11 protein-coding genes are annotated in these 15,079 nt (G+C 72.7%); 5 read left to right on the forward strand and 6 right to left on the reverse strand.

Annotation, left to right across the window (positions count from 1 at the left end; all coding sequences use genetic code 11):
- Positions 1–25 precede the first annotated feature (25 nt).
- Positions 26–1,321, forward strand: coding sequence for an aminotransferase class III-fold pyridoxal phosphate-dependent enzyme (locus CR162_RS08515; RefSeq protein ID WP_099095108.1), 1,296 nt, complete (start codon positions 26–28; stop codon positions 1,319–1,321).
- Positions 1,322–1,411: 90 nt separating this feature from the next.
- Here the strand turns inward: CR162_RS08515 and CR162_RS08520 are convergent, their stop codons facing one another.
- Positions 1,412–2,980 carry an ABC transporter substrate-binding protein gene (locus CR162_RS08520; RefSeq protein ID WP_099095109.1) on the reverse strand — a complete coding sequence of 523 codons (1,569 nt, stop codon included), beginning with the start codon at positions 2,978–2,980 and terminating at the stop codon, positions 1,412–1,414.
- Between the two features lie 166 nt (positions 2,981–3,146).
- Positions 3,147–3,794: a TetR/AcrR family transcriptional regulator gene (locus CR162_RS08525; protein ID WP_099095110.1), complete on the reverse strand. Its 648-nt coding sequence runs from the start codon at positions 3,792–3,794 to the stop codon at positions 3,147–3,149.
- A gap of 116 nt (positions 3,795–3,910) precedes the next feature.
- On the opposite strand from CR162_RS08525, the gene CR162_RS08530 reads away from it, so the two are divergent.
- Complete coding sequence (locus CR162_RS08530) at positions 3,911–5,128, forward strand: efflux RND transporter periplasmic adaptor subunit (RefSeq protein WP_099095111.1); 1,218 nt, start codon at positions 3,911–3,913, stop codon at positions 5,126–5,128.
- Positions 5,129–5,134: 6 nt separating this feature from the next.
- Positions 5,135–8,275 (forward strand): efflux RND transporter permease subunit, encoded by a 3,141-nt coding sequence (locus CR162_RS08535; RefSeq protein WP_099095112.1) that lies wholly within the window; start codon positions 5,135–5,137, stop codon positions 8,273–8,275.
- 176 nt (positions 8,276–8,451) lie between these two features.
- Here CR162_RS08535 and CR162_RS08540 read toward each other — a convergent pair whose 3' ends face one another.
- Genes CR162_RS08540 through CR162_RS08550 form a run of 3 tightly spaced genes read right to left on the reverse strand, consistent with a single transcriptional unit; the run spans position 8,452 to position 12,244 of the window.
- Positions 8,452–9,435, reverse strand: a complete 984-nt coding sequence (locus tag CR162_RS08540) for an alpha/beta hydrolase (protein WP_099095113.1) — start codon at positions 9,433–9,435, stop codon at positions 8,452–8,454.
- Between the two features lie 42 nt (positions 9,436–9,477).
- Complete coding sequence (locus CR162_RS08545; RefSeq protein ID WP_099095114.1) at positions 9,478–10,719, reverse strand: ABC transporter substrate-binding protein; 1,242 nt, start codon at positions 10,717–10,719, stop codon at positions 9,478–9,480.
- A gap of 34 nt (positions 10,720–10,753) precedes the next feature.
- A complete protein-coding gene (locus tag CR162_RS08550) occupies positions 10,754–12,244 on the reverse strand; it encodes a flavin-containing monooxygenase (RefSeq protein WP_099095115.1) in 1,491 nt (496 codons plus the stop codon).
- Positions 12,245–12,516: 272 nt separating this feature from the next.
- Here CR162_RS08550 and CR162_RS08555 point away from each other — a divergent pair, with 272 nt between their 5' ends.
- The gene (locus tag CR162_RS08555) at positions 12,517–13,461 is read left to right on the forward strand and encodes a LysR family transcriptional regulator (RefSeq protein WP_099095116.1); all 945 of its coding nucleotides are present in this window, start codon (positions 12,517–12,519) and stop codon (positions 13,459–13,461) included.
- 94 nt (positions 13,462–13,555) lie between these two features.
- On the forward strand, positions 13,556–14,533 hold the full coding sequence (locus CR162_RS08560; RefSeq protein ID WP_099095117.1) for a phosphoribosylaminoimidazolesuccinocarboxamide synthase: 978 nt from the start codon (positions 13,556–13,558) through the stop codon (positions 14,531–14,533).
- 56 nt (positions 14,534–14,589) lie between these two features.
- Here CR162_RS08560 and CR162_RS08565 read toward each other — a convergent pair.
- The coding region (locus tag CR162_RS08565) for an EAL domain-containing protein (protein WP_141563111.1) at positions 14,590–15,079 on the reverse strand (490 nt) is incomplete at its 5' end.

The following is a 15,079-nucleotide window of genomic DNA, read 5'->3' on the forward strand; positions in this document are numbered from 1 at the left end:
GAATCCGGCAATCGAGGATCGGTCCATGTCGCAGGCCCTACGCCCCGAGGCGCCCAAGGGGGTGCCCCAAGGGACATCCGGTGGGAGCCTTGGCGGGAGCCCTGGCGGAACACCGTCGGACGCCGCGCTGCGCGCCCGCGCCCAGGCCGTCATTCCCGGCGGGCTCTGGGGCCACCTGAACGCGGCCCGGCTGCCGGAGGGCTACCCGCAATACTTCACCGCCGCCGAGGGCTGCCGGCTGCGCGACGCCGACGGGCGCGAATACATCGACTTCATGTGCTCCTGGGGGCCCATGGTCGTCGGCCACCGCCACCCCGCCGTCGAGGCCGCCGCCCGCCGCCAGGCCGAGCAGGGCGACTGCATGAACGGCCCCGCGCCCGTGCTGGTGGTGCTGGCCGAGCTGCTGGTGGACACCGTCGCCCATGCCGACTGGGCGCTGTTCGCCAAGAACGGCACGGACGCGACCACGGCCTGCGTCACCATCGCCCGCGCCGGGACGGGCCGGCGCAAGGTGCTGGTCGCGCGCGGCTCCTACCATGGCGCCGTCCCCTGGTGCTCGCCCTCCCTGGCCGGCGTCACGGCCGAGGACCGGGCGCATCTCGTGGCCTTCGACTACAACGACACGAACAGCCTCGATGCCGCCGCGGAGGCCGCGAAGGGCGACCTGGCGGCGGTGATCGTCACCGCCTTCCGCCACGATTTCGGCCGCCACCAGGAGATGCCCACGCCGGAATTCGCGCGCCACCTGCGCGCCCTGTGCGACGCCACGGGCGCCGCCCTGATCCTGGACGACGTGCGCGCGGGCTTCCGCATCGACCTCGCCGGCTCCTGGGAGCCGCTCGGGGTGCGGCCGGACCTGTCCGCCTTCAGCAAGGCCATCGCCAACGGCCACCCGCTTGCCGCCGTCACGGGGCGGGAGCGCTTCCGCCAGGCCGCGACGGAGGTCTACACCACCGGCTCCTTCTGGTGCGGCGCCGTGCCCATGGCCGCGGCCGTCGCCACCATCGGCGAGCTTCTCCGCATCGACGGGCCCGCGCATATGCGCGCCATGGGCGAGCGCCTCCGCGCGGGGCTCGACGCCCTGTCCCGCCGGTACCGCCTGCCCGTCCGCCAGACCGGCCCGGTGCAGATGCCGCTGATGATCTTCGACGACGACCCCGAATGGGCCAAGGGCGACCTGTTCTGCGCCACGGCGCTGCGGCACGGCGCCTATTTCCACCCCCGCCACAACATGTTCCTCTCCTGCGCGCACGGGGAGGCGGAGATCGACCGCGCCCTGGAGGCGGCGGAGGCGGGCTTCCGCGCGGTGGCCGGACGGTAGGGGCGGGCGGCGGCGCCGGTCCCGCGCCGCCCGCGCGCGGCCCCCGGCAGGCGGAGCGCGCCCCCGGAGCGCGCCCCCAGGGGCAGGCGCTCAGACCTCCACCTGCCAGAACAGCGGAAAGCTCGACTGGATCATGTTCCGCAGCCGCGCGCGGTAGCCGGCGGGGCGGGAGAACTGACCCCACATCACGCTCGGCACCAGCTCATAGGCGGCGCGCTGGATGCGCTCGGCCACGTCGCGGCGCGTGGCCAGGTCGGGCGCGCGCGCGAAGTCCCGCAGCAGGGTGGTGATGCGCGGGTCGCAGCTCCGGCCGGGATAGTCCGAGCAGTTGTTGGCCACGTAGAAGTGGTTCAGCGGCGAGACCATGTCCACGCCGTTGGCATAGACCGGGAACAGGCTCCACCCGTCGGGCTTCGCGCGGCGCGCCAGCACCGTGCCCCAGTCCATCACCTGCTCGTCCACGGTGAAGCCGGCCTTCTTCATGTTCTCGGCCAGCACGTGCCCGGCGGTCTGCGAGATGGAGCCGGACACCTCCAGCATCACCACCGGCTCGCCCCTGTAGCCGGTGCGCGCCAGCTCCGCCTTCGCCGCCGCGAGGTCGAAGCGCGCCACCTCCGACCCGGCCGCCGTTTCCAGCGGCGCGTCGCACATCCAGAAGGAGGGGCAGCTCTCCACCCGGAAGCGCTGGGGGATGCCGATGGCGCCCAGGATCTCCTTCTGGTCCACGAGCTTCCACATCACCTTCCGCACGGCCGGGTCGGCGAAGGGGCCGCTCGCGTGGTTGAGGCGGAAATTGCCCTGGAACATGTCGATGCCCTTCAGCTCCATCAGCCGCACGTCGCGGTTGCGGCCGAGGATCTCCAGGAAGTCGAAGGGCAGGTACTGCATGTAGTCGATCTCGCCCACGGTCAGGGCGTTCACCCCGGTGGTGTCGTCGGGCATGGTCTTGAGCACCAGCTCGTCGATCTTCACCACCTTGCCGCCGGCCAGGAAGTCCGCGGGCTCGGCGCGCGGGACGTAGCGCGCGTTGCGCCGCAGCACCATGCGGTCGCCCGTGCGCCACTGCTCGCGCACGAAGGTGAAGGGGCCGGAGCCGGTGATCTCGGTGATGCGCGCATCGCCCTCGGGCAGGATGCGGGCCGGCATGATGAAGGGCACGGGCGCGTTGGGCTTGCCCAGCACCTCCAGCATCAGGGGAAAGGGCTCCCTGAGCGCGATGGAGAAGCTGCGGGCGTCCTCGGCCCGCATCTCCCGCGCCGCCGCGAGCAGCATGCGCCCGAGGCTGTCGCGCACCGCCCAGCGCTTCAGCGAGGCGACGCAGTCGGCCGCCGTCACCGGCGCGCCGTCATGGAAGGCCAGGCCCTCGCGCAGGGTGAAGCGCCAGTCCAGCCCGTCGGCCGAGACGGTGTGGCCCTCCGCCATCTGCGGCCGCACCGTGCCGCGCGAATCCTGGGAGAACAGCGTGTCGAACACATGGTAGCCGAAGCTGCGGGTGATGGCCGCCGTGGTGGCGTGGGGGTCGAGGACCACCACCTCGGATTCCAGCATCACCGTGAGCGACCCCGCCGCCCGGGCGGGGCGCGGCGCCGACAGCAGCGCCGGCAGGGCGAGGGCGCCCGTCGCGAGAAGGCGGCGGCGCGTGGGGCTCGGATAGGGCATGGACGCCTCCTGTGTGCCGGGGGCGGTTTTCTCCGCCGTTCTGGCCGGTTCCCGCGCCATCCTACGGGATCGATGCGCCCGCGCAAGATATGATATATCCTGCCGGCGGTGAGCTGCCCCCGGCCATGCCACGCTCCGCCCCGCCCTGCCCCGCGCGGGGCGCGCCTCAGGCGGCGGCCGCCTCCCGCCGCGTCCCGCGCAGGTAGATCCGCACCGCCCGGGCGATGCGCCGCCGCACCGCCTCCGCCGGGGGGGCGGGGATGACGCCCAGCAGCAGCCGGTGGTGGAAGGCGCCGAGCGCCATGCCCATGAGCATCTGCGCCGCCTCCCGCGCATCGCCGATCTCATGGCCGCCGCCGCGCTCCAGCTCCGCCAGATAGGCCTCCAGCGCCAGCCGCGCCGTGCCCGTGCCCCGCCGCTCCGCCGCCGCCAGCAGCGCCGGGCTGTGGGTGTATTCGGCCATGATCATCCGCCGCTGGGAAACGGCGCCGGGGCTCAGGATCACGCGGCTGCTTTCCTCGAGGAACTCGGCCAGCGCCGCCTCGGGCTCCTTGGCGCGGTCGATCCGGATGCGGTGCACCGCCTCCTTGGAACGGTCGAGCAGGCCGAGGAAAAGATCCTCCTTGGAGCCGAACAGCTTGTAGATGGTCTTCTTGGAGCAGCCGGCGCGGCGGGCGATGCCGTCCATGGTGGCGACATGGAAGCCCTCCGCCGAGAAGGCGGCCTCCGCCGCCGCGAAGATGCGCGCGCGCATCGCCTCCGCATCGGCCGGCGGGGCGCAGGAGGGCCGGCGGCCTGTCACGGAATGTCGCATTCCGTCATTTTGCTGCAACGCGGTATCACCTTGACGCCCATGCGGAAACTACCGAGTTTCCAGGTTAGCCGGAAATCCGCGGATTTCCAGACCGCCCCTGCCGCAGGACAGCCGAGATGCCCCAGCCGAAGCCTCCTTCTGCCCGCCCGCGTCCGTGGCCGGCCCTGCCGCTGCCGCTGCTCCTGCTGCTTCCCCTTCTCGCCGCCTGCAAGGACGAGGTGCAGGCCGCGCGCCCCGCCGCGCCGCCGCCCGTCTCGGTCATCCGCCTCCAGCCGGAAAGCGTGCCGATCCGCACCACCCTGCCCGGCCGCACCGCCGCCTACCAGGTGGCCGAGATCCGCCCGCAGGTGAGCGGGTTGCTGCAGGAGAAGCTGTTCCGCGAGGGCATGGCGGTGGAGGCCGGGCAGCCCCTCTACCAGATCGATCCCGCCCCCTACCGCGCCGCCCTGGCCAGCGCCGAGGCCAGCCAGGCGCGCGCCGAGGCCATGCTGCAGGACGCGCGCGCCACCACCAGCCGCTACCGCCCGCTGGTCGGGCAGAACGCCGTCAGCCGCATGTCCTACGACAAGGCGGTCGCGGCCCAGGCGCAGGCCGAGGCCGAGGTGGCGGCGGCCAGGGCCGCGGTCCAGGCCGCGCGCATCGACCTCGACCGCACGCGCATCACCTCGCCCATCGCCGGGCGCACCAGCCGCTCCAACCTCACCGTCGGCGCGCTGGTCACGGCCAGCCAGGCGACGGAGCTGCTGACCGTCACCCAGCTCGACCCCATCCTGGTGGACGTCACCCAGCCGGCCGAGGCGCTGCTGCGGCTGCGGCGGGAGATCCAGGCCGGGCGGCTGCAGCGGGAGGGCGAGGATGCGGTGGAGGTGCGCCTGACGCTGGGCGACGGCTCCGAATACCCGCTCCCCGGCCGGCTGCAATTCGCCGAGGCGACGGTGGACCGCGACACCGGCGCCGTCACGCTGCGCGCCGTCTTCCCCAACCCCGAGGGCATGCTGCTGCCCGGCCTGTTCGTGCGGGCGCGGCTCGAGGCGGGCACGGCGCGGGAGGCGCTGCTGGTGCCGCAGCAGGCCGTCACCCGCAACACGCGCGGCGAGGCCACGGCGCTGGTGGTGGACGAGCAGGGCGTGGTGCGCCAGCGCGTGGTCGAGACGGAGCGGGCGGTCGGCAGCCAGTGGCTCGTCTCCGCCGGCCTCGCGGCCGGGGAGCGGGTGGTGGTCCAGGGCGCGCAGCGCGTGCGGGAGGGGGTGAAGCCGGAGGTGCGCGAGATCACCCGCCAGGAGCTGGAGCAGGGCGGCGGCCCGGCCCTGGCGGCGATGCGGGCGCGGGGCTGAGCGGGCATGGCGCGCTTCTTCATCGACCGCCCCGTCTTCGCCTGGGTCATCGCCATCGGCATCATGCTGGTCGGCGTGATCGCGCTGCGCGGCCTGCCCGTGGCGCAGTACCCCACCATCGCCCCACCCACCATCTCGATCCGCGCGACCTATCCCGGCGCCTCGGCCCAGACGGTGCAGAACACCGTGGTGCAGATCATCGAGCAGCAGCTCAACGGGCTGGACGGGCTGCAGTACTTCACCTCGCAGAGCAACCGCGACGGCTCGGCCCAGATCACCCTCACCTTCGCCCAGGGCACCGACCCCGACATCGCGCAGGTGCAGGTGCAGAACAAGATCTCGCCCTCCCTGTCGCGGCTGCCGCAGGCGGTGCAGCAGCAGGGCGTGCGGGTGGTGAAGTCGGCCACCTCCTACCTGATGGCCGCGGCCTTCGTCTCCACCGACGGCCGGCTGACCAGCAACGACCTGGCCGACTACATCGGCTCCACCGTGCAGGACCCGCTGTCGCGCACCCAGGGCGTCGGCGACTTCAACCTGTTCGGCTCGCAATACGCGATGCGCGTCTGGCTCGACCCGGACCGGCTGGTCGCCTTCGGGCTGATGCCGCCCGACATCTCGGCCGCCCTCGCCGCGCAGAACGTGCAGGTGGCCTCGGGCGAGCTCGGCGCGCGCCCCGCCGTGCCGGGGCAGCGGCTCAACGCCACGCTGATCGGCCCCTCCTACCTCCGCACCCCCGAGGAGTTCGGCGCGATCCTGCTCAAGGTGAAGGAGGACGGCTCCCAGGTGCGGCTGCGCGACGTGGCGCGGGTCGAGCTCGGGGCGGAGAGCTACGGCGTCAGCAGCGTGCTGAACGGCCGCCCCTCCGCCGGCATCGCGGTGCAGCTCGCGCCCGGCGCCAACGCAGTGGACACGGCCGCGGCGGTGCGCGCCACGATCGAATCCCTCCGCCCCACCCTGCCGCCCAATGTCGAGGTGTTCTACCCGCTGGACACCTCCCCCTTCGTCGAGATCTCGATCAACGAGGTCATCAAGGCGCTGGTCGAGGCGATGGTCCTCGTCTTCGTGGTGATGTTCCTCTTCCTGCAGAACCTGCGGGCCACGCTGATCCCGACGCTGGCGATCCCCGTGGTGCTGCTGGGCACCTTCGCCGTGCTCTCCATCGCCGGCTACTCGGTCAACACGCTGACCATGTTCGCCATGGTGCTCGCCATCGGCCTGCTGGTGGACGACGCCATCGTGGTGGTCGAGAACGTCGAGCGCGTCATGGAGCAGGACGGCCTCTCGCCGCTGGAAGCCACGCGCGTCTCGATGGACCAGATCTCGGGCGCGCTGGTGGGCATCGGGCTGGTGCTCTCGGCCGTGTTCCTGCCGATGTTCTTCTTCGGCGGCTCGGCGGGCGTCATCTACCGGCAGTTCTCGCTGACCATCATCACCGCCATGACGCTCTCGGTGCTGGTGGCGCTGGTCTTCACCCCCGCCCTCTGCGCCACCCTCCTGCGCCGCCCGAAGCATGGCGAGAGGCGCGGCTTCTTCGGCTGGTTCAACCGCAACTTCGACCGCACCAGCCGCGGCTATGTCCGCGGCGTGGGCCTGATCGCGCGCCGCCCCGCCCGCTTCCTGGCGATCTACGCGGCGCTCGCCATCGGCATGGGCGTGCTCTACGCGCGCCTGCCCACCTCCTTCCTGCCGGAGGAGGACCAGGGCGTGATGTACGCCCAGGTCGTGGGCCCGCCCGGCGCCACGGTGGAGCGCACCCAGCGCGCCCTCGACGACCTGATCCACTACCTCCTGACCGAGGAGAAGGACGTGGTGGAGACCGTGATGGGCGTCACCGGCTTCAACTTCAGCGGCCGCGGCCAGAACGTCGCCCTGACCTTCATCCGGCTGAAGGACTGGTCGGTGCGCGGCGAGCCGCACCAGTCGGTGCAGGCCCTGGCGCGCCGCGTCTCGGCCCGCTTCGCCCGCTACCCCGACGCGATGATCTTCGGCTTCGCGCCGCCGGCGGTGTCGGAGCTGGGCAATGCCAGCGGCTTCAACATGCAGCTCCTGGACAACGGCGCGCTCGGCCGCGAGGCGCTGGTGGCCGCGCGCGACCAGCTGCTGCAGGCGGCGGCGGAAAGCCAGGTGGTCAGCAATGTGCGCGCCAACGAGCAGAACGCCGAGCCGCAATACCGCCTCGAGATCGACTGGGAGCGCGCCAGCGCCCTCGGCCTCACCATCGCCCAGGTGAACAGCACCCTCTCCGCCGCCTTCGGCACCGCCTATGCCGGCGACTTCGTGGACCGCGGCCGGGTCAAGCGCATCTACATGCAGGGCGAGGCATCCTCCCGCATGCAGCCCGACGACCTCTCGCGCTGGTATGTCCGCAACGGCCAGGGCGGCATGGTGCCCTTCTCCGCCTTCTCCTCGGCGGAATGGGAGCTGGGCGCGCCCCGCCTCGCGCGGTTCAACGGCATCGGCTCCATCGAGATCCAGGGCAACGCGGCACCCGGCTTCACCACGGGCGACGCCATGGCCGAGATGGAGCGGATCGCGGCCGCGCTGCCGCAGGGCATCGGCATCGCCTGGACCGGCCTGTCCTACGAGGAGCGGGCGGCGGGCTCCCAGGCCTTCGCGCTCTACGCCATCTCGATGGTCGTGGTCTTCCTGTGCCTGGCCGCGCTGTATGAGAGCTGGGCGATCCCGGCCTCGGTGATGCTGGTGGTGCCGCTCGGCGTGCTGGGCGCCGTGGCGGCGACGCTGCTGCGCGGCATGTCGAACGACGTGTACTTCCAGGTGGGCCTGCTCACCACCATCGGCCTCTCGGCCAAGAACGCGATCCTGATCGTGGAGTTCGCCAAGGAGCACTTCGAGAAGGGCGAGAGCCTGCTCGACGCCGCCCTGCACGCGGCCGGCGAGCGGCTGCGGCCGATCCTGATGACCTCGCTCGCCTTCGTGCTGGGCGTGGTGCCGCTGGCCATCTCCACCGGGGCGGGCGCCGGCGGCCGCACCGCCATCGGCACGGGCGTGATCGGCGGTGTGGTGACGGGCACGGTGCTGGCGGTGTTCTTCGTGCCGCTGTTCTTCGTGGTGGTGCTGCGGCTGTTCCGCGCCCGGCGCGGCTCGGAACGGGGCGAGGCGGCGCCGCGGCCCGCCCCCGCCGAGTGACTCCCCCCCCCGGCGGCTCCCCATCCGGGGGACCGCCGGGGAGCCACCGGGGGAGCCGCCGGGGGCGGCGCGCCAGAGCCGTTTCCGTTCGCCTTGGCTCACGTCCACTGCTCCAGCCTTCTGTTTTTGCGAGCATCTTCACCCGATCAGATGCTTCCATCTGATCGGGATCTGCTCTAGTCCTGGTCCATCCCCCAATGCGTCCGCAGCGCCGCCGCCGCCTGGCGCAGCGTCAGCGCGGCGGCGGGGATGAAGCGGCCCATGGTCAGGTATCCGTGCATCTGGTCGGCCAGGTGCAGATGCGCGACCCGCACCCCTTCCCGGTCCAGCCGCCGCGCATAGGCGATGCCCTCATCGGCCAGCGGGTCGTGCCCCGCCGTGCTGACAAAGGCCGGCGCCACGCCCGCGAGGCTGGCCGCGCGCAGCGGCGAGGCGCGCCAGTCATGCCGCTGCGCGGGCTCGGCGACGTAGTGGTCGATGAACCAGCGCATGGTGGTGGCGGTGAGCGGGTAGCCCTCGGTGACGCGCCCGTAGGAGGCGGTGTTGGCGCCCAGATCCGTCACCGGGTAGAGCAGGAGCTGGAAGCCGGGGGCGGGCAGCGTGCCGTCGCGTGCCATCAGGCAGAGCACGGCGGCGAGGTTGCCGCCCGCGCTGTCGCCGCCCACCGCGATGCGGGCGGGGTCGATCCCGAGCCGCCCCGCCTCGGCGTGGACGAAGCGCAGCGCCGCCGCCGCGTCCTCCACGGCGGCGGGGAAGGGGTGCTCCGGCGCCAGCCGGTAATCCACCGCGATGACGCTGGCGCCGGTGAGGTTGGCCAGGGCGCGGCAGGGCTGGTCGTGGCTGTCGAGGTCGCCCACCACCCAGCCGCCGCCATGCAGGTAGAGCAGGCAGGGCAGCGCGGCCCCCGCCCCCGTGCCCCCTGTCTCTGTGCCCCCTGTCCCCGTGCCCTGGCCGCGATAGTGCCGCAGCCGGATCTCTCCCGCCGGGCCGGGACAGGTCAGGTCCTCCACGAGCGCCACGGGCGCGGGCTCCGGCTGCAGCACGGCGCGCGAGCCGGTGAAGACGGCCCGCGCCTCCGCCGGCGCCAGGCTGTGCATCGGCGGCCGGCCGGTTTCCCGCATCAGGTCGAGGACACGCTGCGCGCCAGGGTCAAGCGGCATGGGGCTTCCTTCTCCGGTTCGTCTCGAGCGGCGCGCGCGCCGTCAGCCCTTGGCCACCAGCGGGCAGCCGCCCTCGGCGATCGGGCGGAAGGCCTCGGCCGCGGGGGTGGTGCGAACGAGCTTGAGGTAGTCCCAGGCGCCGCGCGATTCCGCGGGCTTCTTCACCTCGAACAGGTGGACGTCGTGCAGCTTGCGCCCGTCGGCGCGGATGCTGCCGGGGCCGAACACGTCGTCGTCGGTCGGCATGCGCTTCATCAGCTCCACCATCTCGCGGCCCGAGCCCTTGGCGCGCTCGTGCCCCACCTCGCCCACCGCCTTGAGGTAGTGCAGCGCCGCCGAATAGGCGCCGGCCTGGCACTGGTTCGGGTAGTTGTCCGGCGTCTTGGGCAGGATGCGCCTGGTGAAGGCGCGGGTGCGGTCGTTCAGGTCCCAGTAGAAGCTTTCCGTCATCAGCAGGCCCTGCGCCGTGTCGAGGCCCAGCGTGTGGATGTCGTTGACGAAGGAGACGACGCCCAGCAGCTTCTGGCCGCGCCGGTTCAGGCCGAACTCGTTGGCCTGCTTGACGCAGTTGATGAAGTCCGCGCCGGCGGCCAGGAAGGCCACCACCTTGGCGCGGCTCGCCGCCGCCTGGAGCAGGAAGGAGGAGAAGTCGTTGGTGCCGGGGAAGGGATAGCGCACCTTGCCCAGCACCTTGCCATTGCCCTCCTCGATGAAGCGCGTCAGGTCGCGCTCCATCTGGTGGCCGAAGGCCATGTCGGCGGTGATGAAGAAGAAGCTGTCGCCGCCCGAGCGCACCGTCGCAACGCCCGAGGAGCGGGCGAGCATGTAGGTGTCGTAGGTCCAGTGGATGGTGTTGGGCGTGCACTGCGCGCCGGTCAGCTCCGTCGTGGCGCCGCCGGTGTTGAGCTGGATCTTGTCCTTCTCGTGCACGATGTTGTTCACGGCGAGCGCGATGGAGGAGTTGTTCAGCTCCAGCACGACATCCACGCCGCCCCGGTCGAACCATTCGCGGGAGATGGCCGAGCCGGTGTCGGCGCGCTGCAGGTGGTCGGCCTGCACCACCTCCACCGGGATGCCGCGCTCGATCAGCCCGGATTCCTGCACCGCCTGCCGCACGCAGGCGACGTTGGTGGGGCCGGAGAGATGCCGGTAGGGGCCGGAGAAATCGCCCAGCACCCCGAGGCGGATCGGGGTCTTGCCCTGGGCGCGCCCGGCGCGGGGCGCGAGGCCGGCGGCGGCCGTGGCGGCCGCGCCGGCGATGAACTGGCGACGCTGAATGGTCATTCTTGTTGTCCTCCCTTGCGCGCGATGCCGGCCCTCAGGCCGGGGCGGCGGCCACGGCCTGGCGCTGCGGCACCAGCGTCTCGTAATCCTCCCGCGCGAGGCGGGCGGTGCGGTCCTGGTAGGCGGCCACCGTGCCGGACCAGTTGTTGACGATGCGGCCCTCGGCCGTCTTGTACCAGCTGGTGCAGCCGCCGCTCCACGCGGCGCCTTCCAGCGCCCGCTGCAGCTCGGTGCTGAAGCGCGTCAGCGCGGCGGGGCGCAGGTCGAGCGCCGCGGCGCCCTCCGCCTCCAGGATCTCCATGGCCTGCAGGATGTAGCGGAACTGCGCCTCCAGCATCATCAGGATGGAGTTGTGGCCGAGATTGGTGTTGGGGCCGTAGAGGAAGAACATGTTGGGGAAGCCCGGCACGGTCATGCCGAGATAGGCTTCCGCCCCCTTCTCCCAGCGCGCGCGCAGGGACTGCCCGCCGCGCCCGGTGATGTCGTTGGCGCCCAGGAAGGAATGCGTCTCGAAGCCGGTGGCGTGGACCAGCACGTCGCAGCGGTGCAGCGCGCCGTCGGCCGTCACCACGCCTTCCGGCACGATGCGGGCGATGCGCTCCGTCACCAGCTCGACATCGGGCCGCATCAGCGCCGGGTAGTAGTCGTCCGAGACGAGGATGCGGCGGCAGCCCACCGGGTAGTCCGGCGTCAGCTTCGCGCGCAGCGCCGGGTCGGGCACCTGCGCCTCCAGATGCGCCAGGGCCACGGCGCGCACCTCCTCGGCCAGGTGCGTGCCGAGCTGCACCTTGGCGAAGCGGTCGTCGCGCTCGGTGAACATCGCCTCGCGGCTGGCGCGCAGCAGGGCGGGGTCGGCGCGCCAGGCGGCCAGCTCCTCCTCCGCATAGGCGCGGTTCATGCGCGGCGCGATCCAGTTGGGCGAGCGCTGGAACACGGTGAGGTGCGCCGCCTCCTCCGCCACGGGCGGGACGAGCTGCACGGCGCTGGCGGCGCTGCCGATGCAGCCGACGCGCCTGCCGGCGAGCGCCACGTCCTCCCGCCAGCGCGCCGAATGGAAGGCGGGGCCGGCGAAGCTCTCCAGCCCCTCGATGCGCGGATAGCTGGGCCGGTTCAGCTGGCCCCAGGCGGGGATCAGGATGCGCGCCGTCACCGTCTCGCCGCCCGCCACGGAAACGCGCCAGAGCTGCGCCTCGTCGTCCCAGGCCGCGCCCGTCACCTCGGCGTTGCAGCGCAGGTGCGGCAGCAGCCCGCGCCGTTCCGCCAGCCGCTCCATGTAGGAGAGGATCTCGGCCTGGGGCGCGAAGACGTGCGACCAGTCGGGGTTCGGCTCGTCGGTGAAGGAATAGAGGTGCGAGGGGACGTCGCAGGCGGCGCCGGGATAGGCGTTGTCGCGCCAGGTGCCGCCCAGCCGCGCCTCCTTCTCCAGGATGACGAAGGAGTTCTCGCCCGCCTCGCGCAGCCGCATGCCCATGCCGAGCCCGCCGAAGCCCGCGCCGATGATGGCGACCTTGTGCGTGGCCGGCATCTCAGCGCCCCCCCTGCCGCAGCCGGCGGGACCGGGCACCCGGCCGGGACAGGCGGCCCCGGCGGAAGCGCGGGCGCGGCTGTTCCCCCGGATGCACCCCGAGATGTGTCCCAGGTCGCTCCATGGTCGTCCTCCTCTGCTTGGGCGGGCGCCGGCCGGGGCCGGGATCCGCCGGCTGTGATGCAAGCGGATGGGGTGGCCGCTTGTCCAATACGCAGACTGGCCTATTGTGAAGAAAATCGTCTCAATCGAATGCGGGAGGGCGGGCGGGCTTGGCCCTGGACATCCGGCTGGTGCTGCATTTCGCGATGGTGGCGGAGGAACTGTCCTTTGTCCGCGCGGCCGCCCGCCTCGGCGTCGCGCAGCCCTGGCTCTCGACCCGCATCCGCCAGCTCGAGGCGCAGCTCGGCGTGCCGCTGTTTATCCGCAACACGCGGCGGGTGGAGCTGACGGAGGCGGGGCGCCTCCTGCTGGCCCGCACCGCGCCGCTGCTGGCCGCCGTGCGGGGCATCGAGGAGGAGGCGGCCACGCTGCGCGGCGGCGCCAGCCGCGTGCGGGTCGGCACGCCGCCCTATGGCCTCTACGTCCCGCGCCAGAACCAGCTCATCGAGGCGTTCCGCGCCCGCTGGCCGGGCGTCACGGTGGAGCTGGACGTCGGCTGGACGCCGGTGCTGGTGGACCGGCTGCGCCAGGGCGTGCTGGACCTGGCGCTCGTGGTCGGCCTTACGCCGCCGGGGGCGCTGGAGGCGGTGACGGTGTGCGAGACCGGCCAGAACCTGCTCCTCGACGCGGGCGACGCGCTGGCGGCGGAGCCCGTCATCCAGCCGCGGGCGCTGCGCGGGCGGAAGGTGGCGGTGTTCACGCGCGGCCTGAACCCCGAGCTGTTCCGGCAGCTCTTCGAGCCGCTGGCGGGGCTCGGGGCGCGGCTGGTGCAGCTGCCGGACATCCTGGACTTCCGGCACATGCGGCAATCGCTGGAGCCGGAGGTGATCATCGCCCAGTTCGGCTGGACCTCGGCCGAGGCGGCGCGGCGGACGGGCCGCGCCATCCGCCCCCTGGCGCTGCCCGAGGGGTCGATCCGCCTCTACCTGGTCCGCCGGCGGGAGCTGCCGCGCCTGCCGGCCCGCCAGTTCTGGGAGGTGGCGCGGGAAGGCGCCGCGGCCGGGCGCGGCGGCCAGGCGGGCCACCAGGGGGGAGGCCACCAGGAGGGGGCGTGACCTGACAGGCGGGCACGGAGCGGCTAGTCTGCGCCGCCCCCCGCGGCCCCGGCGGCGCCACGCCCCGGGGAGCCGCCAACCGAGCAGAGAGTTCATGGACGCCCTCGCCCTTCGCCCGCATGCGCAGCACCTGCTCCGGGACGCCACCATTCCCGAGCTTCCCAACCACTATGCCGGCAAGGTGCGGGACAATTACGACCTGCCCGACGGGCGCCGCGTCATCATCGCGACCGACCGGCTGAGCGCCTTCGACCGCATCCTCTGCGCCGTCCCCTTCAAGGGCCAGGTGCTGACGCAGACGGCGCGCCACTGGTTCGAGGCGACGCGCGACATCTGCCCCAACCACGTGCTGGAATACCCGGACCCGAACGTGGTGATCGGCCGGCGGCTGGAGATCCTGCCGGTGGAGATCGTGGTGCGCGGCTACCTCGCCGGCACCACCGGCACCTCCATCCTGACGCTCTACAAGGCCGGGCAGCGGGAGATGTACGGCATCCGCCTGCCGGACGGCATGCGCGACAACCAGAAGCTGCCCGCGCCCGTCATCACGCCGACCAGCAAGGCCTTCGACGGCGGCCATGACGAGCCGCTGACCCCGGCCGAGATCCTGGAGCGCCGGCTGCTGACGCCCGCGCAATGGGAGCGGCTCAGCCACTATGCCCTGGCCCTCTTCGCGCGCGGGCAGGAGATGGCGGCGGCGCGCGGCCTGATCCTGGCCGACACCAAGTACGAGTTCGGCACCGACGCCGAGGGCAACATCGTCCTCGCCGACGAGATCCACACCCCCGACAGCAGCCGCTACTGGAAGGCCGACAGCCACGAGGCGCGCCTCGCCGCCGGCGGCAAGCCCGAGAGCTTCGACAAGGACTTCGTGCGCAACTGGGTGGCCGCGCGCTGCGACCCCTATCGCGACCCGATTCCCGAGATCCCCGAGACGCTGATCCTGGACACCGCCGCCGTCTACATCCAGGCCTTCGAGACCATCACCGGCCAGCGCTTCGCCCTGCCCGCGGAGGAAACGCCGGTGCTGGAGCGCATCCGCCGCAACCTCGCCCCGCTGTTCACGGCCTGACGCCGCCGCCGCCCCCTCCCCTCCCGCCGGCGCGAGGGGGGCGGGCGGCGCCGCGCTCAGGCCCCGCCCGGCCCCAGCTCTGTCCTGTCCGGCGCTGTCCTCCCAGGGGCTGTACTCCCAGGGGCGGCCCCTGCCTGCGCCGCCGCCAGGAACGCCGCCCCCGGCATCGGCCGGCCATAGAGGTAGCCCTGCCCCTCGCCGCAGCCGCGCGCGGCGAGGAAGGCCTCCTGCGCCGCGCTTTCCACGCCCTCCGCCACCACCTCCAGCCCGAACCGCCGCGCCAGCTCCAGCACCGCCTCGACGATGGCCGCGTCATGCGCGTCCTGCGGCAGGCCGGAGATGAAGCTGCGGTCGATCTTCAGCCGCGTCACGGGAAAGCTCTGCAGCGTGGTCAGGGAGGCGTAGCCGGTCCCGAAATCGTCGAAGGCGATGCCCACGCCCCAGGCGCGCAGCTGCCGCAGCGGCGCCAGCATCTCCACCCTGTCCTGGCGCAGCGCGATGTTCTCGGTCAGCTCCAGCTCCAGCGCCCCGGGCGGCAGGCCGTGC

Origin of the sequence: Teichococcus rhizosphaerae (assembly GCF_002631185.1) — a bacterium.
GTDB classification, from domain to species: Bacteria; Pseudomonadota; Alphaproteobacteria; order Acetobacterales; family Acetobacteraceae; genus Pseudoroseomonas; species Pseudoroseomonas rhizosphaerae.